The 23,670-nt window shown below is 60.1% G+C and carries 22 protein-coding genes; 15 read left to right on the top strand and 7 right to left on the bottom strand.

The window, feature by feature from the left end; all coding sequences use genetic code 11:
• The first annotated feature begins 3 nt into the window (after positions 1–3).
• The 8 genes from rpsM to DW821_RS04035 all read left to right on the top strand — a co-directional run bounded on the left by rpsM (position 4) and on the right by DW821_RS04035 (position 5,574).
• The gene (gene rpsM / locus DW821_RS04070) at positions 4–378 is read left to right on the top strand and encodes a 30S ribosomal protein S13 (RefSeq protein ID WP_022094275.1); all 375 of its coding nucleotides are present in this window, start codon (positions 4–6) and stop codon (positions 376–378) included.
• Between the two features lie 14 nt (positions 379–392).
• A complete protein-coding gene (gene rpsK, locus DW821_RS04065) occupies positions 393–797 on the top strand; it encodes a 30S ribosomal protein S11 (RefSeq protein ID WP_006235274.1) in 405 nt (134 codons plus the stop codon).
• A 19-nt stretch (positions 798–816) separates the two neighbouring features.
• Positions 817–1,413 carry a 30S ribosomal protein S4 gene (rpsD, locus tag DW821_RS04060; protein WP_006235275.1) on the top strand — a complete coding sequence of 199 codons (597 nt, stop codon included), beginning with the start codon at positions 817–819 and terminating at the stop codon, positions 1,411–1,413.
• A 32-nt stretch (positions 1,414–1,445) separates the two neighbouring features.
• Positions 1,446–2,387 (top strand): DNA-directed RNA polymerase subunit alpha, encoded by a 942-nt coding sequence (locus DW821_RS04055; protein ID WP_006235276.1) that lies wholly within the window; start codon positions 1,446–1,448, stop codon positions 2,385–2,387.
• A 30-nt stretch (positions 2,388–2,417) separates the two neighbouring features.
• Positions 2,418–2,885 (top strand): 50S ribosomal protein L17, encoded by a 468-nt coding sequence (gene rplQ, locus DW821_RS04050; RefSeq protein WP_099432038.1) that lies wholly within the window; start codon positions 2,418–2,420, stop codon positions 2,883–2,885.
• Between the two features lie 92 nt (positions 2,886–2,977).
• Positions 2,978–3,802 (top strand): tRNA pseudouridine(38-40) synthase TruA, encoded by an 825-nt coding sequence (gene truA / locus DW821_RS04045; protein ID WP_089573565.1) that lies wholly within the window; start codon positions 2,978–2,980, stop codon positions 3,800–3,802.
• Between the two features lie 203 nt (positions 3,803–4,005).
• A complete protein-coding gene (locus tag DW821_RS04040) occupies positions 4,006–5,004 on the top strand; it encodes a glycosyltransferase (RefSeq protein ID WP_158567541.1) in 999 nt (332 codons plus the stop codon).
• A 132-nt stretch (positions 5,005–5,136) separates the two neighbouring features.
• Positions 5,137–5,574, top strand: a complete 438-nt coding sequence (locus DW821_RS04035) for an arginine repressor (protein WP_006235280.1) — start codon at positions 5,137–5,139, stop codon at positions 5,572–5,574.
• A 184-nt stretch (positions 5,575–5,758) separates the two neighbouring features.
• Here the strand turns inward: DW821_RS04035 and DW821_RS04030 are convergent, their stop codons facing one another.
• Positions 5,759–7,975 carry a transglycosylase domain-containing protein gene (locus tag DW821_RS04030; protein WP_118065740.1) on the bottom strand — a complete coding sequence of 739 codons (2,217 nt, stop codon included), beginning with the start codon at positions 7,973–7,975 and terminating at the stop codon, positions 5,759–5,761.
• 162 nt (positions 7,976–8,137) lie between these two features.
• Between DW821_RS04030 and DW821_RS04025 the strand changes: the two genes are divergently transcribed.
• The 4 genes from DW821_RS04025 to DW821_RS04010 all read left to right on the top strand — a co-directional run bounded on the left by DW821_RS04025 (position 8,138) and on the right by DW821_RS04010 (position 14,735).
• Positions 8,138–10,096 carry a U32 family peptidase gene (locus DW821_RS04025; protein ID WP_158567540.1) on the top strand — a complete coding sequence of 653 codons (1,959 nt, stop codon included), beginning with the start codon at positions 8,138–8,140 and terminating at the stop codon, positions 10,094–10,096.
• Positions 10,097–10,192: 96 nt separating this feature from the next.
• Positions 10,193–11,404 carry a tyrosine--tRNA ligase gene (gene tyrS, locus DW821_RS04020; protein ID WP_117758837.1) on the top strand — a complete coding sequence of 404 codons (1,212 nt, stop codon included), beginning with the start codon at positions 10,193–10,195 and terminating at the stop codon, positions 11,402–11,404.
• A gap of 509 nt (positions 11,405–11,913) precedes the next feature.
• Positions 11,914–13,734 carry an adenine deaminase gene (locus DW821_RS04015; RefSeq protein WP_117630078.1) on the top strand — a complete coding sequence of 607 codons (1,821 nt, stop codon included), beginning with the start codon at positions 11,914–11,916 and terminating at the stop codon, positions 13,732–13,734.
• A 206-nt stretch (positions 13,735–13,940) separates the two neighbouring features.
• Positions 13,941–14,735, top strand: a complete 795-nt coding sequence (locus DW821_RS04010) for a Cof-type HAD-IIB family hydrolase (protein ID WP_117630077.1) — start codon at positions 13,941–13,943, stop codon at positions 14,733–14,735.
• Positions 14,736–14,853: 118 nt separating this feature from the next.
• On the opposite strand, the gene DW821_RS04005 is transcribed toward DW821_RS04010, so the two are convergent.
• From DW821_RS04005 to DW821_RS03980, 6 genes are all read right to left on the bottom strand, one after another.
• Positions 14,854–15,696 (bottom strand): Cof-type HAD-IIB family hydrolase, encoded by an 843-nt coding sequence (locus tag DW821_RS04005; protein ID WP_118065736.1) that lies wholly within the window; start codon positions 15,694–15,696, stop codon positions 14,854–14,856.
• An 87-nt stretch (positions 15,697–15,783) separates the two neighbouring features.
• The gene (locus DW821_RS04000; RefSeq protein WP_099432030.1) at positions 15,784–17,202 is read right to left on the bottom strand and encodes a citrate synthase; all 1,419 of its coding nucleotides are present in this window, start codon (positions 17,200–17,202) and stop codon (positions 15,784–15,786) included.
• A 77-nt stretch (positions 17,203–17,279) separates the two neighbouring features.
• Complete coding sequence (locus DW821_RS03995; RefSeq protein ID WP_006235289.1) at positions 17,280–17,567, bottom strand: ACT domain-containing protein; 288 nt, start codon at positions 17,565–17,567, stop codon at positions 17,280–17,282.
• A 396-nt stretch (positions 17,568–17,963) separates the two neighbouring features.
• Positions 17,964–18,671, bottom strand: a complete 708-nt coding sequence (locus tag DW821_RS03990; protein WP_255415103.1) for a site-specific integrase — start codon at positions 18,669–18,671, stop codon at positions 17,964–17,966.
• 18 nt (positions 18,672–18,689) lie between these two features.
• Positions 18,690–18,941, bottom strand: coding sequence for a helix-turn-helix transcriptional regulator (locus DW821_RS03985; protein WP_006235292.1), 252 nt, complete (start codon positions 18,939–18,941; stop codon positions 18,690–18,692).
• A 9-nt stretch (positions 18,942–18,950) separates the two neighbouring features.
• Complete coding sequence (locus DW821_RS03980) at positions 18,951–19,463, bottom strand: hypothetical protein (RefSeq protein WP_118065732.1); 513 nt, start codon at positions 19,461–19,463, stop codon at positions 18,951–18,953.
• 552 nt (positions 19,464–20,015) lie between these two features.
• On the opposite strand from DW821_RS03980, the gene DW821_RS03970 reads away from it, so the two are divergent.
• The 3 genes from DW821_RS03970 to DW821_RS03960 all read left to right on the top strand — a co-directional run.
• Positions 20,016–22,238 carry a hypothetical protein gene (locus DW821_RS03970; protein WP_147487029.1) on the top strand — a complete coding sequence of 741 codons (2,223 nt, stop codon included), beginning with the start codon at positions 20,016–20,018 and terminating at the stop codon, positions 22,236–22,238.
• 5 nt (positions 22,239–22,243) lie between these two features.
• Positions 22,244–22,984, top strand: a complete 741-nt coding sequence (locus DW821_RS03965) for an ATP-binding cassette domain-containing protein (RefSeq protein WP_117769450.1) — start codon at positions 22,244–22,246, stop codon at positions 22,982–22,984.
• 279 nt (positions 22,985–23,263) lie between these two features.
• On the top strand, positions 23,264–23,670 hold a 407-nt coding region (locus DW821_RS03960; protein WP_147487027.1), incomplete at its 3' end, for a hypothetical protein.

The following is a 23,670-nucleotide window of genomic DNA, read 5'->3' as shown; positions in this document are numbered from 1 at the left end:
ACGTTGGCCCGTATTAATGGTGTCGACCTCCCGCGTGAGAAGCGCGTTGAGATCGGTCTGACCTACATTTACGGCATCGGCCGCACCACTGCGACGAAGATCTGCGTCGAGTGCAACGTTAACGTGGATACGCGCGTTAAGGACCTCACCGAGGATGAGGTTAACGCCATCCGCGATTATATCGATAAGAACCAGATCATGGTTGAGGGCGACCTCCGCCGTGAGCGCAACCAGAACGTCAAGCGCCTTATGGACATCGGCTGCAACCGCGGCCTTCGTCACCGCAAGGGCCTCCCGGTCCGCGGCCAGCGCACCCACACTAACGCTCGTACCCGCAAGGGCCCGAAGCGTCAGATCGGTGCTAAGAAGAAGAAATAAGGAGCGCTAGATAGATGGCTACTGCTAAGAAGAACGTTCGCGCTGCCCGTCTGAAGCGCGCGGACCGTAAGAACATTTCCGTGGGCCAGGCTCACATTCGTTCTACGTTCAACAACACGATCGTTTCGATCACCGATCCCCAGGGCAACGTCATTTCCTGGAAGTCGGCTGGCCAGGTGGGCTTCAAGGGCTCCCGTAAGTCCACGCCGTTCGCTGCCCAGATGGCTGCCGAGGCTGCTGCCAAGCAGGCCATGGAGCACGGTATGAAGAAGGTTTCCGTCTTCGTCAAGGGCCCCGGCTCCGGTCGTGAGACCGCCATTCGCTCCCTCCAGGCTGCTGGCCTCGAGGTCTCGAGCATCCAGGACAAGACCCCCATCCCGCACAACGGCTGCCGCCCCAAGAAGCGTCGCCGCGTGTAACTGAAAGGATCGTATCAATATGGCAATCGACAGGACTCCTGTTCTTAAGCGCTGCCGTCAGCTCGGGATCGATCCCGCTGAGCTCGGTTACAGCAGCAAGAAGGAATCTATCCGTCAGCCCAAGCGCCGTCGCAAGGAATCTGAGTACGGCATGCAGCTGCGCGAGAAGCAGAAGGTCAAGTTCATCTATGGCGTTCTGGAGAAGCAGTTCCACGGCTACTTCAACAAGGCCCGCAAGATGAACGGCGTCACCGGTGAGAACCTCATGATCATCCTTGAGTCTCGCCTCGACAACGTCGTCTTCCGTCTTGGCTTCGCCCGCACCCGCAAAGAGGCTCGTCAGTCCGTCCGTCACGGTCACTTCACCGTGAACGGCAAGCGCGTGGACATCCCGTCCTACCGCGTCAAGGCCGGCGACGTCGTCGCTGTCGGCGAGAAGTTCCGTGACCTCCTCCCCATCAAGGAGGCCCTGATTTCCTCCGAGCGCTTTGAGGTCCCTGGCTGGCTCGAGGTCGATATCGAGAAGCTGTCTGGTAACGTGCTCGCTCTGCCGACGCGTGAGCAGATCAGCGGTGATATCAACGAGCAGCTCATCGTCGAGCTCTACTCTAAGTAGTCCATCCGGGCTGCTGAGGCTGGAGGTAATACATGTCAGAATTCATTAGGCCTCAGGTTCAGGTCGAAGAGATCAACGAGACGTCTGCTCGTGTCTCCGTCGAGCCGCTCGAGCGTGGCTACGGCGATACGCTGGGTAACTCCCTTCGTCGCGTTCTTCTGTCCTCGCTCGAGGGTGCCGCCGTCGAGGCTATTCAGATCGATGGTGCGCAGCACGAGTTCATGACCATCCCTAACATGGTCGAGGATGTCACCGACATCGTCCTGAATGTCAAGGGTCTTGTCTTCAGGGCTCTCGGCACGACCGACGAGGCGACCGCCACCATTTCTGTTGACGGCCCCTGCGAGGTCACCGGTGCGGACTTCTTTATTCCGTCCGAGTTTGAGCTGGTCAACCCCGAGCAGCACATCGCTACGCTCACCGAGGGTGGCCATCTCACCATGAGCATGCGCATCGGCTATGGCCGCGGCTATGTCTCTGGCGAGGCTAACAAGCGCGACAACGATCCCATCGGTGTGATCCACGTCGACTCGCTGTACTCGCCGGTGTCCCGTTGCGCCAAGCTCGTTGAGGCTTGCCGTGTCGGTCAGCACACCGACTACGACCGCCTTGTCCTCGAGATCGAGACCAACGGCTCCATCGCTCCGCGCGACGCCGTGGTCCAGGCTGCCAATATCATCAACCAGCATATGGCTGCCTTTATGAACCTTGCCGAGACCCCCGAGGTCGAGGAGGAGGCTTCGATCTTCGCTCCCGAGGTCACCAACGACAACGCCGAGCTGGACAAGCAGATCGAGGATCTGGACCTTTCCGTCCGTTCCTACAACTGCCTTAAGCGCGCCAGCATTCACTCGGTCCGTCAACTCGTTGAGTTCTCGGAGAACGATCTGCTCAACATCCGTAACTTCGGTGTTAAGTCGATCGAGGAAGTGAAGGACAAGCTTGAGTCCATGGGCCTGAGCCTGAAGGCTTAATGCTTCGCATATTTGAGGAGAAACTAGACCATGCGTCACAACGTTAAGAAGGGCCTGAAGCTCGGCACCGATGCGAGCCACACCAAGGCCATGAAGAAGAGCCTTGCTAAGGCCCTCTTCGAGAACGACCGCATCAAGACCACCGAGACCCGTGCTAAGGCGCTGCGTTCGGTCGTCGACCCGATCATCACTTGGGCCAAGAAGGGCGACCTGCACTCTCGTCGTCTGGCTATCGCCAAGCTCGGCGATAAGCAGCTCGTTGCCGAGATTTTTGACAAGGCTGCTCAGGGCATGTGGCAGGACCGCAACGGCGGTTACACCCGCATCATGAAGCTCGGTAACCGTAAGGGCGACAACGCTCCCATCGTTATCATGGAGCTCGTCACCGAGCCTTGCACGCCTAAGGCCAAGAAGGCTGCTCCGGCCCCCAAGAAGGCCGCTGCTCCCAAGAAGGTCGAGGCTGTCGAGGAGACCGCTGCCGAGGAGAGCGCTGAGTAGACATTCCGTCTGCATAGGCTATATTCGAGGGGTACGTTCGCGTACCCCTCTTTTTTTGTCGCGATACCGTTGCTTGTTTGTTGGGAGCGTCCATGACTGCGCCGTCTGATTTCAATTCGATTTCCGAGCTTGACGCCACACTCGTATTTCGCGTGGCCTATGATGGCTCGTCGTATAGCGGATTTGCCGAGCAGCCGGGACAGACGACGGTTGCGGGTGAGCTACGTCGAGCCATCGAGACGCTGCTTCGCCGCCCGATCGATCTGACGTGTGCGGGGCGTACCGATGCCGGCGTGCATGCCGTGGCTCAGTACATCAGCGTGCCCGTAACGGACGCTGAGCTCGCTTGTACGCGCCGTAGGTGGCTGCGGGCCATGGATGCCCTGCTACCCAAAGATATCGCCATAAACGAGGTCTACAAGGCCCGTAAAGGCTTTTCTGCGCGTTTTGACGCGCGTTCACGTACGTATACGTACCGTATTGCCGATCGAGATGCGCGCCCCGTGCTGTCCCGCGGTGCCGTGTGGTGGCATCGCTATCCCTTGGATGTTGAGGCGATGTCTGCTGCCTGCCCCGCGCTGCTGGGCGAGCAGGACTTTAAAAGCTTTTGCAAGGTTGCCTCGGCCGTTGGCAAGCCCACGCATCGCTGCGTGATGCGTGCCGAATTTGGCCATGAGGTTGCGTTTGGCGAGGACATCCTGACGTTCACCATCGAGGGCAATGCGTTTCTGCATTCGATGGTCCGTACGATCGTGGGCACGCTTGTCGAGATTGGCATGCATCGCCGTGAACCCGAGTGGATGCGCGAGGTTATCGATGCTTGCGACCGTACCGCTGCGGGCCCCACGGCTCCTGCCTGCGGCCTTACGTTTATGGGCGTGGATTACGATCCCGCCGAGCTTGTCGTGCTCGACTAGGGGAGGGCTCGACGTCTCGTGCGTCGACACCTGTCATCTGTGGGCTGCGCGTGTGCAACATCTGTTCTTGGCGTGCAATGCAACCGGTGTCTCATTGCTTTTATTGCCGGGGTGTACCATGAACCACGGTTTGATTCATTGCTGTCGAGAGGACGGATAATTTGGTTCGACGTGGCTCGCATCCGCGACTTTCGGTGATCCTTGTGGTAGAAGGCTCGCCCAGCTATGCGATGCGTGCGCTCGAGAGTATCCAGAACCAAGACCTCTACGATTTGCAGATTGTCGTTGTCTGCCGCGATGCTGCGCCCGGTGTGCGCCATTCGCTTCAAGTTGCTGCCGACAGGGACATCCATATTGATTTGATTGACGTCGAGGACGCGAAGCACGGCGCTTGTCTTCGTGCCGGTTTTGCTGCCTCGCGCGGCTCTCAAATCATCGCTATGAACGCCGATGAGTGGTTTGCTCCGCAGTCCCTTTCCAAGATGGTCGATATCGCGTGCGATACTGCGGCAGACATAGTGTTCCCCACGGTGTCGCTCGACCGCTATGATGCACATCGAGAGCGCCATTCGCGTGTCTTGGATGCTGCCTCTATTGTCATTGAAGACAAGTCTTCGATGGTGGCCGGGCTGCCCCAGTTGATTTTAGGCGGCCTAGTCGCTCAGACCTCTGGCGTGATGTATAGCCGTCCGCTGTTTGAGGCATGCCTGTCGCGCGGCAAGGCGTACCGTACGGTTGAGTTTATGGCTTATGCGCTCTCGCAGGCACGATTCGTGTCCGGCTGCGGCGACGCTTGTTTCCACGCGGCGGCACCTAAGCTTACAGATGCCTTTGATCCCACCATGTATGCCAGGATATCCGATGACACTCGAGCGCTCGACGAGCTTGCGGACTCACTCTCGGAAGCAGATAGCGGTGGTCGGCTCAAGCTGGCAAGCCAAAAGTTCTACTTTGCCGGACTGGTCGCCTGCATCGAGAATTTGTGTCTGAGCCCGCATGGGGTGTCGTCAATCGAGCGTTCCGCCCGCATGCGTGATATGCTCGAGGCGCCTCGAACCCGTCAGATGGTCGCCGCGCTCAAGGATAACCATCGGGGACTCGGTCTGTTGTTTGGGCCGATCGCCAGCGCCAAGCCCGCGCGCTGCGTGATGTGTACGCATCTGGCAGCTTTTCTTAACCGGACGGGCGCAAAAACCGCCTAAACGGCTCATTACGAAACAAACTTGCATAGAATTGTTTCGAAATGCGTTCTTATACACAAAAGCCTTCAAATAGCGTTAAACTATTCAATCACTGATTGATTGTCTCCGCCATCTTTTGGAGAGAGGGTTTGTATGGCTAAAAAACGCAATGGGCGCCAGGATGCCATTAGAGATATTGTGCGCAATAAGGATGTCCGCACGCAGCGCGTGCTGGTCGATGAGCTCCGTGCTATGGGCTTTGATTGCACGCAGGCGACTGTCTCTCGCGATATTGCCGATATGGGGCTGCGTAAGCTCCCTGAGGGCATCTATGTTCTGGCAGAGGACCTGCACCTGCAGCGTATGGTTTCCGAGCTCGTAACGGGCGTTCTGCGTACTGATAATCTGGTTATGATCAAGGCTCAGCCTGGCACGGCTTCCGGCATCGCCGCCGCCGTTGATGCGGCAGAGTTACCCGATGTGCTTGGCTCGCTTGCCGGCAACGATACGATTTTGGTTATTGCCCAGACGGCCGAGGACGGCGAGCGTCTCGAGGCGCTGATCAATAAGTTGAGCAATTCTCGCAAGTAGGTGTGCGGGTCGTGCGCTCGGCATTGTGTGCGCTGACATAGTGGCTTGTAAGGGGCATCGACGTTGGTCGGTACCCCTTTTTGTTTGCCGGTATAAAGACCGCCCACCAGGTCGCTTCAAACTAAAAGGCCCCGAGCAGTTCAATAAGCTGCTCGGGGCCTTGTTGGCTTTAGTCGCGTACTTCTTAGCCGACCGTATCGTCAGGCGTGGGCGAGGGGTCGGGAGTGGGCGTAGGCGTAGGCGTAGGCGTAGGCGTAGGCGTAGGCGTGCCGCCATCGCCGCCGGTCGAACCACCAGTGGAGCCACCCGTCGAGCCACCGGTCGTACCGGTGCCGCCGGTGGTGTCGCCGCCCGTGGTCTCGGTGGTCGTGGTCGTCGTGGTAGTCGTTGTGGTGGTTTCCTCTTCCTCTTCGTCCTTGTCCTTGTCGTCGTTCTCCGACTTCTTGGTGTTGTTGGTGCCGTAGAACTTCCAGACGCTGTTGTTCTTGTAGGTGGGCGCCGTTCCGGTCGCAAACTCCTCGCGCTCGGTACCGGTCAGAACGGTGTTCATAAACCGCTTAAAGACAGGCAGGTTGGTGCTGTCGCCCAGCAGGTCCGTGCCGTACTTTTGGATGGGGATCTCGCCCGCGGAATAGCCGGTCCACAGGGCGCACGCCAGCTGCGGGGTATAGCCGCAGAACCACAGGTTGGTGGTATTGTCGGTGGTGCCCGTCTTGCCGGCATAGGGCTGGTTGACGCTTAGGGCACCGGCAGCGCCCGTACCGCCGCCCTGCATGACGCCGGACAGAACATCGGTGACCGCGGCGGCCTCGCCCTCGGTAAGCACCTGTGAGGGATTGTCAGTGTGCTGGTACAGCACCGAGCCGGTACGAGAGTCAATCTCGGTGATGGCGATCGGCTGGCGATAGTAGCCGCCATTGGCAAACGTTGCGTAGGCGGCGGCCATCTCGAGCGGCGAGATCGAGCCGGTGCCGAGCGTCATGACGGGAACGTCCTCGATGTTGTCCTTGGCGGGATCGATGCCGAGCTTTTTGACGAGCGAGATGATCTTGCTGTTGCCGACGGCTTCCGCCACCTGGATGTAGCCGGTGTTGGAGGAGTATGCCGTCGCCTGCTTAAGCGTGATGTTGCCATAGCTATGGTTGGCGTAGTTTTGGACCTCGGTCGTGGTGCCCTTGGCCTTGAGCGGCGAGTTGCAGTTGAGGGTGACGTTGGGGTTCATGCCGTTTTGGATGGCAGTTGCCAGCGTAAAGGCCTTAAAGGTGGAGCCGACGGGACGCTTGGCCGTGGCATGGTTTACGTGGTTCTCGTCGGCGTTGTAGTCGTAGCCGCCCACCATGCACTTGATGTAGCCGGTCTTGGGGTCGACGACGACCATGCCCATGTCCAGGCCGTCGAGCGAGAGCGTGTCGAGCTGCTCGCGAACGGCATTCTCTGCCACCTGCTGCATCGTGGGATCGATGGTGGTCTTGACGGTCAGACCGCCCTTAAAGAGCACGTCGGTCGAGAACTCCTGCTCCAGCAGCTGCTTAACATAGGCGACAAAGTAGGGCTGCGAGTATACGTCGACGCCGCTGCCCGAAATCTCGGTCACGTTGAGGGTGATGGGCTCGGCCTGTGCGGCATCGTGCTCCTCCTGCGTGATGTGGCCCAGGCGCAACATGTTGTCGAGGACCTTGTTGCGACGGGACAGCGCCAGGTCGGGGTTGACCGTGGGGTCGTACTGCGAGGGCGAGTTGGGAAGGCCGATCAACAGCGCGGCTTCGCTCAGGGTGAGGTCGGCGGCGCTCTTGGATAGGTAGGTCTCGGCGGCGGCCTCGATACCGTAGGCGCCGTGGCCGTAATAGATGGTGTTGAGGTACATCATGAGGATCTCGTCTTTGGAGTACATATCCTCCATCTTGACGGCGATGTAAGCCTCGCGCACCTTACGCTCGATGGTCGAGTCGAACTGCTCCTCCTGCAGGATGGTGTTGCGCACCAGCTGCTGGGTGATAGTCGAGGCGCCTTCGTGACCGCCGCCGAGGGTTGCCACCGCAGCGCGCGCGATACCCCACAGGTCGATACCGCCGTGCTCGTAGAAGCGCTCGTCCTCGACGTCAACGGTGCCCTGCAGCACGTAGGGGGAGACCTCGTCCTTGGTGATAGACTTGCGGTTTTGCGTGTAGAAGCTCGCAATCTTGTTGCCGTTGCAGTCGACGATCTCGGTGGGCTCGCTCACCAGATACGCGTTGGCGTCGGTGTAGTCGGGCAGATCGGACAGCCAGCGGTTGACGTTGCCGACCATGCCGATGCCAAATGCCACGCCCGCGATAAGCAAAAAGCCCAAAAACGAGAGCAGGATTATGGGCAGAGCATGCGTCTTTGAACGGCTGCGTCCCTGTCGTTGGCGAGGACCCATATATTGACCTCCAGGTATGTCGTGCCGGACGGTGGATGTGCCGTCGGGGCAGGATGGACATAAGTTATTACACGATAAACCAAACGGGGCGCGCGAGGCCTCGTGTATGCTGGAAGACGGCATTTTTCAGAGTGAATGCATACCTTGGTAAGGAGTTTGTCGATGGCGATTCGGACGATGGGGCCGAGCGGACAATACGAGACTGGATTGGATGCTGCCGGTGCGGCGCTGCCCGAGCTGCTGGCGCCGGCGGGCGGGCTCGACCAGATGCTTGCGGCCATCGCCGCGGGTGCCGATGCCATCTATGCGGGGTTGGGCGGCTTTAACGCCCGTGTGAGTGCGCACGGTTTTACCGACGACGAGTTTGCACGCGGCTGCGCCGTGGCGCATGCCCATGGCGTGCGTGTGTACGTAACGCTCAACGTGTTCGTATTTGACGACGAGTTGTCCGACGCGGTGGCGTTGGGAGCTCATGCACTAGAGCTGGGCGCCGATGCTCTGATTGTCGCCGATGCCGGGTTGGCCTGCGCGCTGCGCGCGGCGATTCCCGGGGTCGAGATTCACCTGTCCACGCAGGCGGGCGCTCATAGCGAAGGCGCCGTGCGGCTTGCCGCCGATGAGCTGGGGGTCGAACGCGTGACGACGGCACGCGAGCTGACGGTCGACGAGATTGCCTCCTTGTGCGGTACGGGCGTGCCTATCGAGGTGTTCTGCCACGGGGCCATCTGCATTGGCTACTCGGGTGCTTGTGAGTTCTCAGCCCTGAGACGCGGGCGCTCGGCGATGCGCGGGGAATGCACACAGCCGTGCCGTCTGGCGTACGACCTGGTGGACGAGGCGGGACAGAGCGTTGTCGCCGTCGAGGGAGATCGCCTGCTGTGCCCGCGCGACTATCTGGGTATTGCGCATCTGCCCGAGCTTGTAGATGCCGGCGTGGCGTCGCTCAAGATCGAGGGGCGCATGAAGAATCCCGACTACGTCTTTAACGTGGTGCGGGTGTGGCGCCGGGCGCTCGATATGCTGTGCGACGGCGCGTGGGACCCCGGTGCCGTGGAAGAGCTTGAACGCGAGCTGGGCCGGTCGTTCAACCGCGGGTTTACCGACGCGTATCTGCGGGGGCGTTCGGGCGCCGAGCTTATGAGCTTTGAGCGTGCGATCAACCAAGGTGTGCGCGTGGGACGCCTGGTGGCCGTTGGCCACGAGGAAGTGACCGTCGAGCTCGATGCCGCCGTGGCGGCGGGTGACACGCTCGAGATTCGGTTCTATCCGGGTGCCGACGCGCGTCCCGATGTGCCCAAGCGCTGGCCGCAGGTGCCCTGCCCGGTGGATGCCGCAGCGGGGAAGCGCGTCGTCGTGCATTGCAAGCGTAAGGTGGACGCGGGCTGCGAGGTGTACCTGATTCGCAGTGCCGGCGTGCTGGGGCAAACGGCAACGGTGTTGGAGCGCATGCGGGCCGAGGCAGATGCGATTGCGCCCGTTGCACGTGCCGTTGAGGTACTGCCCTTTGAGGACGTTGCGGTGGATGGCGGTGCGTCGACGGAGTTGGTGGAGTGCACGGCTCCCGCTCGCATGGTTTTTGCTTGGCAGCTGATGGATGCCGACCCGCGCGGAGAACTCGATTTGTCCGACGCCGCTGTGGTGCTTGACGAGGTGTGCCGCACGGGTGACGCTGACCGGACCCGCTCACTGACACAGCGTGCCGGGCGCGTCGTCTGCCGCAACCTAGGACAGGTGGTGATCGCTCGCGAGCTGGGCGTGACGTTTGACGTGGCGGCGCCGGTGTTCTGCGCGAATCGGGCCACGCTTGCCTGGCTGCGCGAACTCGGTGCGGGGCGGGTGTACTTGCCGGCCGAGTTGCTCGGCAATGATGCGGAGCGTATTGCCGAACTGGCTGCTGAACCCGGCGTCTGGGGTCCGGTCGACGCCGATCGTCCCGAGCTTATGGTGTGCGAGCACTGCCTGCTGACCGCCGAGGGCGTCTGCGCTACCGATGCGACGGGACAGGTCCGTTGCCGCGACTGCTTGCGTCGTCGGCGGGTACGCTATCTGGTCGAGCGTGACGGTACACGTCTGCCGGTCGCCGTTGACGCGTGCGGCAGGACGAGGATTTTCCTGTCGTAGGTGCCGCGTCGCGTCAGTTTGTTATCATATGAGAGTTTATGGACTTCCAGCACCGCCGTATCCGGTGAGGGTGCTATAGCAAAAGGAGGATACCCAATGCTGTCTGTTGACGAGCAAATGCGTATCATCACCTCGGGCGCTGCGAAGATCGTCCCCGAGGCCGACCTTCGTAAGAAGCTTGAGAAGGGCGAGCCCCTCAACATCAAGCTCGGCGTCGACCCCACCAGCCCCGACCTGCACCTGGGCCATGCCGTGCCGCTGCGCAAGATGCGCCAGTTCCAGGACCTGGGCCACAACGTCACCCTTATCATCGGCAACGGCACCGCGCTGATCGGCGACCCCTCGGGCAAGAACTCCACCCGCCCGCAGCTTTCGCAGGAGCAGATCGAGGCCAATGCCGAGACCTACGTGAGCCAGGCCATGAAGATCCTGGACCCCGAGAAGACCACCATCGTGCACAACGGTGACTGGATTCTGTCGATGGATCTGGCCGGTCTGCTGCAGGTGTGCTCCAAGTTCACCGTTGCCCGCATCCTTGAGCGCGACGACTTTACCAAGCGCTACCAGTCTCAGACGCCGATCGCCCTGCATGAGTTCCTGTATCCCGTGATGCAGGCCTTCGACTCTGTGCAGATCAAGGCCGACGTGGAGATGGGTGGCACCGATCAGCTCTTCAACCTGCTCGCCGGCCGCGAGCTCATGGAGAAGATGGGCATGGAGCCCCAGATCGCGCTCACCATGCCGCTGCTCGAGGGCACCGATGGCGTTCGTAAGATGTCCAAGTCCTATGGCAACTACATCGGCCTGACCGACGCCCCCAAGGATATGTTCGGCAAGACCATGTCCATCCCCGACGAGATGATCGGCAAGTACTATCGTCTGGCCAGCTCGCTCACCCCGGCCGAGGTCGACAAGATCGACGCCGCTTTGGCCGATGGCTCTGCCGACCCCTATGAGCTCAAGCGTGCCCTGGGCCGCGACCTGTGCGACACCTACCACGGCGCCGGTGCCGGCGACGAGGCTCAGGCCGAGTTCGACCGCGTGTTCAAGGAAGGCCAGCTCGCCGACTTCCCCGAGAAGCATGTCGAGCTGACCGTCAACGACGAGGGTCAGATCTACCTCGCCGGCCTGCTCAAGGATCTGGGACTTTCGGCCAGCGCCGGCCAGGCCCGTCGCGATATCGACGGCGGCGGCGTCAAGATTAATGGCGAGGCCGTGGCTCCCAAGAGCTACAACATCGACCCCAGCGCGCTCAAGCTGGGCGACACCCTCTCCGTGGGCAAGCGCAAGGGCTTCAAGCTTATTTAGTTACGCGGTTTTACCAAACCGCGTAACCGGTCGACGCTGCAAACCCGCCAGCGCGGCAATCTGCCTTTCAACTTCGGCGGCATGACCAGAAGGTCAATGCCGCCTCGTTTCAAGGCACCTTGCTCGCTCTGGCGGGTTTTCGCTGTCGTTGCCAAGACATCGGCGCTTCCGTTGTTGTAGGTGGCAGTTAGGTGCACTCATTGGGGACAGACTTAAATGAGTGCCCAAAGAATGAGAGTGGATAATCTTCCGTTTTTGGCCTGCTTGGGGGTTCAAAGTGGGAGATTATCCACTCTGCGGCACTTGGGGACGTTCCTTTTGTGCCGGCACTTTGGGACACTCCTTGTCATTGGTACAAAGCAACCTGTCCCCATTGCGCCAAGCGGCGTGTGCCGTTAAGCGGAGGGGGTGTATTCCCGACCCATCGTTTGGGCATACAATGGCTATTGACTTGCTGCGGTGAAGGTCTGTCCGCCCCGCAGCTTTTTTCTACGGTTAAAGGAGTATGTATGTCCGTTGAGGTCATGAGGTCTGTGATCGACGCTGCCGAGGGTCGCGTGCCCGTCGACACGCTGTTTACCAATGCGCAGATTGTCGACGTATATGGCCAGCGCGTGGCGCCCGGTAGCGTTGCCGTCAAGGATGGCGTAATCGTCGGCGTGCTCTACGACGGTCGCGATGACGCTGCTGGCACCTACGAGGCGGCTGAAGTCATCGACTGCCAGGGCCGCTATCTTGCCCCCGGTTTTATCGACGGGCACTTGCATATCGAATCTTCGAACATCCGCCCTGCTGAGTATGCGCGCATGGCGGCGACGCGCGGCACCACCACTGCCATTGCCGACAGCCACGAGATTGCCAACGTTTCCGGCCTGGACGGCCTGCGCTTTATGATCGAGGACGGCCGTCGCGCGCCCATTTCCATCAAGTACATGATGCCCTCGTGCGTGCCCGCGCTGCCCGATGAGCAGGCCGGTGCCGTCATTACCGCCGCCGATATGCAGGCGTTTTTTGCCGAGTATCCGGGCGATGTCTTCGGTCTGGGTGAGATGATGAACCTGCCGGGCGTCTTTATGGGCGACCCCGAGACCTGTGCTCGCATCGATGCTGCCAACCAGACGCCGTCCAAGCAGGTTGACGGCCACGCGCCGCTCGTTGCCGGAAAGGACCTCAACGCCTATGCCGCGGCGGGCATTATCGCCGACCACGAGTCGACGATTCCCGAGGAGGCACTCGACAAGCTGTCCCGCGGCATGTATGTGATGCTGCGCGAGGGTACGTGCAGCCATGACCTGGCCAACTTGTCGCCGATGCTGCTGGAAAACCCCGCCCGTGCCCGCCGCTGCTGCTTTGCGACCGACGACCGTGCTCCCTCCGACGCGCTTTCGACCGGTATGATCGACAACGCCTGCCGTGTGGCTATCGAGGCCGGCATTGACCCCGTGGTTGCCATCTCTATGGCGTCCCTCTCCACGGCCGAGGCGTTTGGCCTGGATCACGGCTGCCGCGACCCGTACGAGCTACGCGGTGCGATTGCCCCGGGCAAGCGTGCCGACCTGCTGGTGCTCAATGATCTGACGTTTGCCACGGCTCCGCATCGCGTATATGCCGCCGGTGCCCTGGTGGCGCAGGACGGCACCTTTGTGGGCGAGATTGCACCCGAGATGGCCGAGGTTGCGGCCCTTGCCGATGAGCTGCGTGCCTCCGTTAAGCTGCCGAAGCTTTCGCTCGATGTGTTCGACTATGCCTTTAAGCCGGGCGAGGCCGTTATCGATGTGATCCCGGGCATGGCTATCACGGGCATGATTCGCCCCGAGACTGACGAGGACTTGCGCCGCATTATGCTGATTGAGCGCCATGGCCGTGGCGTGTCGTTGCAGGTCGAGGGTGTCGACGGCGACGGCCCCGCCGGTCTGGGCTTGGTCGGCAAGCATATCGGTCGCGGTTGGGTGCGCGGTTTCACCATCACCGGTGGTGCCATTGCCTCCACGATCGGCCACGATTCGCATAACGTGTGCGTGGTGGGCGACAATGCGGCGGATATGATGGCTGCCGTTGAGGCCGTGGGCCAGGGCGGCCACGTGCTGGTGCGCAACGGCGAGGTCGTGGCGCGCATTCCGCTGGCGCTCGGTGGCCTTATGAGCGAGGGTACGGCCGAGGACGTTGCCGCGCAGCACGACGACTTTATGGTCAAGGCGCGCGCCATGGGTATTGAGCCGCCGCTCGACCCCATCATGGGCATCATTTTCCTGCCCCTGCCGGTGATCCCGACGCTCCGCATCCGCCCCGAGGGCATGTTCGACGTTACAACCTTCACCTACGCCGACTAGTCATCGGGGACGTTCTTAAACGACTAGTCGTTGGGGACACTCTTTGGCGTGTCGCCTGACGCCGCGACCGTGAGACCTCTGGCATGTGTGAGCTATTTGCCAGGTCCTTGTAACGTTTACGCCCGCGGAGTCTTATTTGAGCTCCCTTTGGGTACGTTGGAATCGGATACACGTTCGATTCCAACAAGCCCGAAGGGAGCTTTTCTATGTTTAAACTGATTGCATCCGATATGGACGGCACGTTGCTTGACGAAAACGGCCAGGTGCCTCCCGAGACCTACGAACTGATTCTGGCGCTACGCGAGCATGGCGTGCATTTCGCCGCATCGTCAGGTCGTCGCTACGATCGCCTGTGCGAGTTCTTTGCGCCCGTTCGCGACAAGATGGACTTTGTCGCCGCTAACGGTGCCCAGGTCTTCGCCGACGGCAAGATGGTAGACCGTGAGGTGTATTCGCACCTGGCGATTCGAAGGCTCGCCCAAGCCGTCGCGACGTTTCCCAATCTGCATCTTGCGCTTTTTGACCGAACCAAGTCCTTCTTGCTCGATGACGAGTGCAAGTTCGTGCGTGAGGTCGATAAGGACCTTCCCAATGCCGAGCGTATTTGGGAGCTGCCCGATCCCAGCGTAAATATCATCAAGGCGAGTATCTTTTGCGATGACGGTGCCGTTATGGACAGCGCTTACGTACTGCAGCGTGAACTCGGTCAGCTCTTTACTTTTGCGCCTTCGGGCAACGCGTGGATCGATGCCATGCAGCCCGGTGTGTCGAAGGCCTCGGGCATCGCACAGCTCATGGAGCACTATGGCGTCGAACGCGACGAGGTCATGGCGTTTGGCGACTCGATGAACGACTACGAGATCATTCGCTTTGTCGGTACGGGCTGTGCGATGGGAAACGCGCGCCCCGCGCTCAAGGCGGTGGCCGATCGCGTGGTGGGTTGTAATCGCGACCACGCCGTCCAGCAGGAGCTCCGTCGCGTGCTGGAGAGTCTCGCTTAATCCGGCAGATGGGGACGTTCCTTTTCTGCCGGCAGTGGGGGACAGTCCTTGCAGCTTTTTGCGAAGAGTGTCCCCAGTGACTAGTCGTTTAAGAACGTCCCCAATGACTGACCAATGACTAGGCGAGGGCGGCCATGATGGTGCGGGCGACGCCGTCGTGGTCGTTGTCGTATTCGGTGATGGCGTCGGCGGCCTCGCGATCTTCGGGCTCGGCGTTGATCATGGCCATGCCATGGCCCGCTGCCTGCAGCATGGGGATGTCGTTGATGTTGTCGCCGAACGCCCAGGCGTCGGCGAGACGCTCGCCCAGATGCTCACACAGCCACGTGAGGGCCGTTCCCTTGGTGGCGCCTTCGCCCATAACCTCGATATTCATGGCGTACGAACGCGTGACCTCAATGCCTCCGAGCGTGTCGAGCGCCGCCGCGATGGCGTCGCGATCGGTGGGGTCGTGCCAGTACATGGCGATGCGTTCGAGCGTCTCGACCTCGTCGATCTTGCTGTCGATATCCATGTCGATCGGTGTTCGTGTGCGCTTGAGCGAAGCCGCGATGTGAGGATCGCCGCCGCAGAATTCGTCCAGGCGCGTGTAGAGCGAGCGGGGGAGGAAACACTGCCCGTCCGCGAAGATATCGAAGGTGACGTCATGGCCGGTGGCAATGCTATGGACGTGGTGGGCGATGGCGCGGTCGAGCGGTCGGCTCAAAATGCGCGTAGCACGTGAGGCATCGGTGGGCGTATCGTCGCCGAGCTGCCAGACGCTGGCACCATTGGCGCAGACCGCGTAGTGCACGGCGGGATGGGCGAGGATGGGCTCAAAGACGCCTGACAGTGGACGGCCTGTGCAGGGCACAAACTCAATATCGCGGCGCGCAAGCTCGTCGAGCATCGCCCAGGTGGCGTCGCTCATCTGCTTATCACTCGTCAGCAGCGTTCCATCCATATCGGAAAACACAATCATTTGATGCAGCCCTTTCTGCTGGCATAAAAAGCGTGGCCGAGGGCGGCGATGCCCTGGCCACGCTCGAGTTCTATAACGGTCCGCGTCCTAGCGGTCAGCGAGCGGCTTGTACTCCAACGGCTCGATAACCGGGCGATACGCGGGACGGATGATGCGGTGCGCGCAGAAGAGCTCTTCCATGCGGTGCGCCGACCAACCGGCCATGCGGGCGACGGCGAACAGCGGCGTAAAGAGCGTCTCGGGCACGCCGAGCATCTTGTAGATAAAGCCCGTGTACAGGTCGATGTTGGCGCAGATGGGCTTGGTCATGCCGTGGTCGCGCATGACCTGGGGTGCCAAGCGCTCGATGCGCTCGATGAGCGCGAACTCATCGCCCAGGTCCTTCTTGGCGGCAAGCGTGCGCGCGTAACGGCGGCAGACCTCGGCGCGCGGGTCGCTGAGCGTATAGACGGCGTGGCCCATACCGTAGATGAGGCCCGTGCCGTCGAAGGCCTGCTTGTCGAGGATCTTGCCCAGGTAGGCTGCGACCTCGTCCTCGTCCTCCCAGTTGGAGACATGCGCGCGGATGTCCTCGTGCATGGACACGACCTTGGCGTTGGCACCGCCGTGGCGCGGGCCCTTGAGCGAGCCGATAGCCGCGGCGTAGGCGGAATACGGGTCGGTGGCCGAGGAGGACAGCACGCGGCAGGCAAACGTGGAGTTGTTGCCGCCGCCGTGCTCGGCATGCAGCATGAGCATCACGTCGAGCAGCATGGCTTCGTCGCGGGTGAACGCCATGCCACCGCGCAAGACCTGTAGGATGGTCTCGGCGGTGGAGAGACCGGGCGTGGGGTGCGGCACGTGAACCTCGGAGCCGCGAAGCTTGGCGACCGAGGCCATGTGTGCGAAGGCGGCGATGCGCGGGAGACGTGCGAGCATGGAAATGGCGACGTCGATTTCGTGCTCGGGCGTGATCACGTCTGGTTCGGCATCGAAGGCGTAGAGCAACAGTACGGCGCGCTGGAGCACGTTCATGATGCTCGACGACACCGTGGTCATAGGGAACTCTTTAACGTACTCGTCACTCAGGTGTCTAAAGGCGCCCAGGCGCTCGCAAAAGCCGTCGAGCTCTTCCTTGTTGGGCAGCGAACCCGTGATAAGCAGATAGGCGACTTCCTCGTAGCCATAGCGATTCTCGGCCTGGGCATTGTTGACCAGATCCTCGATGCTGTAGCCGCGAAGCGTGAGCTTGCCCTGATCGGGCACGACCTTTCCGTCGACCTTGTTGTAGCCGTGCACATCCGAGATACGAGTGAGACCCGCGACCACGCCCGAGCCGTCGGCATTGCGTAGGCCGCGCTTGACATTGTGCTCGACAAACAGGCCCTCGTCATAAGGGTCGGTCGGCAGGCCGTGGTAGAGGCTTTCGCTCTCAGACGAAATCTGGCGGCTTGCTTCGTAATCCAGAACCAGTCGGCTCAAGTGGTCATCGAAGCGGTAATAGATTTTCTTGGCGTCGTAGGCCATGCGCGCTCCTCTCCGGGCCGCATCGGGGTGGCCTGCATGGGCATGCGCGTGTCAGGCTATCCCCAGCGGCCTGTTCGCTACAGGCGGTACATAAAGTTAAAGACGTCCTCGCGCTGGATGGACACGTTGACGCCCGAAAGCTCACCGGCCTCGGCCAGGGCCTTCTGCAGCTCAGCGAAGTCGAGCTTGGACTCGGCGGTATCGGCCAGCATGGTCATGGTGAAGATGTCCTCGATAATGGACTGCGTGATGTCGCGGATGTCGACGTTGGCCTCGCCCAGGACACGGGTGACGCCGGCGACGATGCCGGGGCGGTTCTTGCCAAGGACGGTGATGACGATACGGGAGGACGAGATCTCGGCCATGGGAAACCCTTTCGCGTGGTTGCGGCGCGCGCGGGGCGCTCCGCTACGGTACAGTGTTCATCATTGTACCTGTCTGGCGCAAAAAAGGCGCGCTCGCTGCGGCGTTACATGCCTGCAACATGAGCGTAAGGGGGAAGGCCGTACGGGGAAGAGCCGTCTGGCGCGTGTCCGGCTCGTGTTGGGTTGATTTCCGATCTCAGCCGAACACATTGAGCGGACAGGCCGTTCCCGCAGTCAGCCGAACGCCTCCGACGGCTGATTCCGAACTGGAAGCGGAGGGCATCCCCGCCCTTCGGTAGGGGATACCGCTCCGCGGCGCATGCCGCGGGCGGTGCCCCTATCGGACCACCGTGACCTCAGTTGGGATGGGCCCAGCACTGCCGCGTACTCGGTGAGCTAGAGCCAACTGTTCGTCTTCACGTCGCGTATGGCGATATTTCGGTCGTCCGGCTCGGTGATGCCGTAGCCGAACGCCTGGAGCGTCTCGATGGACTCCTGGATCCTCTGTTGGAACATGGGACCCGGATCGACCCTCGGCTCGAGGTGCCCGCGCCAAAGGCACGGCGTGGCGCGCAGCATGTTATGGATTTTGGAGATGGGCTCGATGTCGACGTAGACGTTGAGCGTCGCCATGGCGTCCTTGTGGCCGAGGATCGATTGGAGCGCCTTGATATCGCCGCCTTGGCGGATCCACTGCGTTGCGAACGTGTGGCGAAGGCCGTGGAACGTGATCAGCTCGTCGTTGGTACCCATGAGGCCGTTGGTCTCCGAGAACGTCTTGAACGCCCTGCGGATATAGCTTGTCGTCGCGAAGGTCGCGCCCGGCTCCGACAGGATGTAGCAGTCCCCGATCTCGACCGCCCCGGTAAGGCCGCGCAAGCGCAGCTTTCCGCAGTCGATCTCGTGGGTCTCCTTCAGGAAGGGGAGTAGGCCGACCGGGTCGATGGGGATACCCCTGGCGTCATGGGTCTTGGTGTCCTTGATGAACGAACCCATTCCCTTCGCGTACGCCACCGAGTGTCTGATCGAGATCAGGCCCGTCTCGAAATCCACATCGCACCACCGAAGGCCGCAGACCTCGCCGATTCGCATCCCCGTGTGCAGGGCGAGTACGACCGCCCTCTAATCCTCGGCGGACCAATCGAGTCCGAACTCCTTTCGGGCATCCTCTTCGCTCATGACTTCGAGAAGGTCTCCGGGTTGGCAACGAAGGGCGAGGCATAGCTGCTCGAGTGTGTTGAAGCGAATGCCGCGAATATGCCCTTTTTTAATACGGGACAGGTTCACGGGCGTGGTTCCAATCCTTTCGGCAAGTTCGTTCGAGGAAATCTTTCGCTCGGCCATGATCTTGTCGAGGCGAACAATTACGGGCATGGCGTTTCCTTACGCAATCTCGTCGGAGTCGAGGTACAGCTCTCGGGCGTACAAGAAGAGCTGGGAAAGCATGAACAGGACGATGCCGAGAACCAGAGAGGTCCAATCGAATGATGAAGCGATCTCTTGGGCGCCGACGGCCCCCTCGCCGCCAAACATCGAAACGGAGGTTTTGAGTGAGCCGGCGTAGAGGCTGGTGGCAGCTTGAACAACGAAGAGAATGCCGAGCACCTTCAAGCATGTCGCAGACCCTTTCTTGAAGGGGTCTCCGCTCTTGATCGTCCACACGAGAACGGCGCTGAGGATGGTCGTAGCGATACCGATGACGGCAGGGACCAATGTCGAGATCGCAAGGGCTGGATACGCGGGGGAGTCTGCAATTACAGGGTTGTCGAGCACTTCGATTGCTGGCTTTAAGGAGAACGCCACTTGTGCGATGGCGGTGGCGCAAAGGGCCGCAGAGGCTATCGCACATGCGATGCGGAAGGAATGAAGCCGGGGAGTGCGATTGTCGGAACTCATAATAACCTCCGAAGAATTTAAAAAACTCAGGTTACTTTTTAACAGTTTATGTTAAATTGACTTTGCCGGCAAGTAATCACAGCATGCTGCAACCGAAATCCCTCTAGATTGGAGAGGATTATGTTCAGTACTGTTAAGTCGTGTAAGCTCTTGGTTTTCCTCGGCCTCGCTCTTTGTCTGTTGCTGCCGGGAGCCCCCGCTTTTGCGGATACCCCGATGCCTCCTTCCCAGGAGAGCAGCCAGTGTGCCCTCGTTGAGCCCCTCGGGTATACGGACGACGTCGTCGATACCTACTGGAGCTACAGCTGTCCTCGCGGCGTAAGCGGGCACAGCATCTCGATGTTCAACATCTCTTACAAGACGATCTCCTACCGAAATGGCTATCGCCGATCCGCGCATCATAGGGAATCCCGCCTCGCTGCAATGTGCTCCTGTGGTGTTCTTGGCACAACTGATAAATGGCAATTTGTCTATAGCACCTACTAGATGCGAGGAAGGGCCGAGCATTTTGTTCGGCCCCTCTGTTCCGACTGGATGAGGTTAAGGTTGGCGATGAATATGCTCAAAATCTCGAAGGCGATCTTTAGGTCGCTTCTCTCCTCCAGGTCGCTCTGTGTTGTCGTTGTTGCGTTGATGGTTCTTTGTGCTCTGCCCGTCTTCAGGAGCGCGGCTGGCATCGACGGACGGGTCGAATACCTCGAGTCGGGAATAACCCGTGTTGAGCAGGAATTGTCAGCATCCTATGCGGATGCGCTTGTGAATGCGGGGGAGGACGGTGTCTATACCTCTTCATCAAGCATGCCCGCGCTTCTGTACCCTCTTGCCGCGGGACGTCTTATCTTGGCACCGCTCTCTCCCCTACTTCCGTTTCTGCAGATATCGGATGGAGAGTACACCTATTATGACGGATCGAAGGAGTACTTGCTATGGGTCGCAACGGCCGTTGCCGTCTCGTTCCTTGCCGCGCGTCTTAACAAACGTGAAAAGCTCATCATCCAGGCACCGATGGGCGAGCTGGGTAGACTTGTTGCATCGAGCGTATGGGCGAGTGTTTTTGCAATGCTTGCCGTCCTCGCCATCAATCTTCCAGGGATAATCGCCGCGCTTGTGAAGAATGGCCCGGGCTCGCCGTTCTATCCGATAGGCTACATTCAATATGCGACTCCGGTTATCAAACCGGCTTGGCTGGTGTTCGCGCAGACGGCCATCTTGCAATTCTTGGTGGCAGCGTTCATCTCGCTTGTCGTTCACCTTGCCGTGAAGATTGCCAATAACCCTACGCTTGGAATCGTGTTCGTATGTGCCCTGATGGGGGTGACGATGGTTCCCGGGTATTACGGAAGATCCATCGCTTTACGTGAGTTCGCCCTGTTGAATCCCCTTACGTATGCGAACACTGAGTTGACCGTCGGCGCCTATAGCCCGTACCCGACAACGCAGATAGTGAATCTGCCTGGACTTTGCTTCGAGCGTGGCGCGATTGCCCTCGTATGCGCAATCGGGATCGAGGTGCTGGCAATTAGCCTGCTTTGCGTTGCTGGAAAGAGCGGCTGCGCGTGCCCGATATCCCCGATTTGTCTTGAGAGAGGTTCCTTCACTGCATCGAGAACGGCAACTCGTTCGAGCGCTTGTGCCTCCGCCGTTGCATACGTAAGAACGATGGGGAAACTGCTCCTGCGTTCTCCTACCCTCGCCGTATGCGCGATTGCAATGTCGACGACGATGCTGGCCCCGGCTCTGATCGAGATGTTTCCTGACGCTGATAACGTTTCCGCTGTTCGGTATAGGGATGGGGAGCTCCGTTCAATAGATCGGTATCTAGAGCAGAACGCTGCGAATATGGACGTCGAGGGCAAAGCGGCCCTGGAAGACATGCGGGATGCTCTTTCGGGTTTCGTGTACGCGCCTATGCCTGCGGAGGGGTTTCGAAGCCTTGCGACGTACGAGCGCGCTCGAGGTGAGCTGGGCGCGGCAGATGCGACTCTCCTGCAATCGATCGGAATCGAGCCGGAGACTCCTTCTCGTGCGGAGGCGCGCGCCCTTCTGCTTGAGTCGATCGCGAGCTTGCCGGACCCCAAGGTTTACGAGTTAAGTACGAAGATGCCCCCATTAATCCTCCTTTCGTATCTCCAGGCAGCGCTTCCCTCCTTATTTTTGCTGTTGCCCGTGGTTGTCACATCGCTCGCGTGCACCCACCTGCAGTGTCGTTCCCTTCTGGTTCTCCAGATCCCCGCAACAGCGCATGTGCGTTTTCTGACGGCTGTTGCGCTGGCTCTCCTGCTTGGCTTGGTGCTGCTTTTGGTGTCGATGGTTCCCGCTGTCGTTGTGTCCGTGATTAAGAACGGTGCGGGTGGATCGGAGTATCCCGTCGCTCTCATTCGGGCGGGAGCTTCGACAACGTCCACGGTGGGGGAGGCGGTGTTGTGCAGTATTCCGTTGCTGGTCATGGCATACGGCGTGATTTCCGTCGTCGCTGCGTTGACAGCAGCGATTAGCCGCAACCCCGTTGTCACCGGAATGGTTTGCGCGGTTCTCTTGGTGTTGGGTTCGTTGAGCGCTCATGTTGAAAGCGTGGGCATGGGCGTCGCGCTGCTGGCTCCATTCGCCTCGTTTGATCCCGCTTCCCAGGTGGGGACGATTGGGTTCCTTGGGCGAGGGACGAACGCGATGCCTTTTGGAGAGGTCGTCGGCGCATCGGGCGCTCTGCTGGTGGTCTTGGGCGCCGTATCTCCGTTGATGGTGCGCCTGAGTGTTCCAAAGATCGAAAGGGGATGATCTCGATGATTGACCTTCAAACGCTGACGATCTCTTATGGAAAGAAGGTGCTCGTAGATTCGGTGAACGCTGAGTTTGCCCCGGGTACGGTCTACGGTCTCGTCGCTCCGAACGGGCATGGAAAGACGACGTTGCTGCGTGCGATGGCAGGTTTGCCGGGTCCTCGCGTGGACGGGAGCATCGTTCTGGATGAGGTGCAGGGTACGGGTGCGAGAGAGGTCCGTTCTATGATCTTCTATGCACCTGGTGAGGGGACGCTGCTGTATCCCGGATTGCGTGCGGAAGATCACCTCAAGATGGTTTGCGATATGTGGCCGCACGCTCGCGATATCGAAGAGATAGTGGAACAAACGCAGATAGGCGAGTTCGCGAAGATGAGGATCCGCACTCTGAGCCAGGGCATGAAGCAGCAGCTTACCCTGGCGATTGCGTATGCGACGGGCGCGCGGTACCTTCTATTAGATGAGCCCATGAACGCGCTCGACCCCAGCAGGGTGGACTTGCATTCCGAGATTCTCAGGAAGCTGGCCGATTCTGGTACGTGCATCATCATGTCATCCCACATCTTGGATTCGGTCGATAGGCTGTGCGATGAGATTCTGTTTTTGAAGGATGGGAGGCTCATTAGAAGCATTCCGCAAGATGATGCTGCGCCGAAGTCTCCTGGATCCCATTTCGCAAAGCCTGCCGGACGCGCCGAGGGTGCGCTAAGCACGTATCGGCGACTCTACGAAAAGGGCGGGTAGAAATGCAAGTTAAAAATCTATGTGGCCAATGTGATACCGTTGAACCCGCATATCGATACCGCTCAGCCATTCGCCTTGCCCCCATCGCACGCATCTTCATCCGGTCTGTTACTTTTAATCTAACGATGCTTTGAGGAACGTAGGTGCTTCTAAATGTACTGTCGACTTCTTCTCAAACTAATCCTAAGAGACAGGGCCGTATGGATTTGTACGCTCGTTCTCGCTGCAGCCTTTTCCGTCCCCATTGCGTTCAATTCACCCATCTACGGCCCCTTCTTTATGAAGCAGGGCATGCAGGGCTTTGTCGACGCATTCAATACGCGCGCGCCCCGGGCCAGCGGCACAGACCTATCTCCAGAGCAGCAAGATGACGCGGAGCTTGCAAGATACGCGAACGCCGCCCTTGCCGCTCAAACCGACGCCGCCTTTCTCGATTCTGCCGAGAGCTACTACGCGCTCATGGACGAGGGCTTCCAATCCGGGTCCATCGTGGGGGACCAGGAGACCAATGACGCGGCGCTCGCATATTGCCGTGCCCTGAGCAGCTCCGGCATCGCGGATATCCCGGCCTCCGCAAACGACCTGCCGTTCCTTTCCTTCCTGCCTTACGCCGTTGCCGCGGCGCCGTCTTTCCTTCCCTTCATTCCCTTCCTTCTCTCGTCGATACTCGTGCTCGGCGCCACAAG

The sequence above is a fragment of the Collinsella sp. AM33-4BH genome (assembly GCF_003469205.1).
In the GTDB taxonomy this organism is placed as follows: Bacteria; Actinomycetota; Coriobacteriia; order Coriobacteriales; family Coriobacteriaceae; genus Collinsella.
The sequence above is the reverse complement of the archived record's forward strand: the minus strand, read 5'-3'. Positions and strand labels throughout refer to the sequence as shown.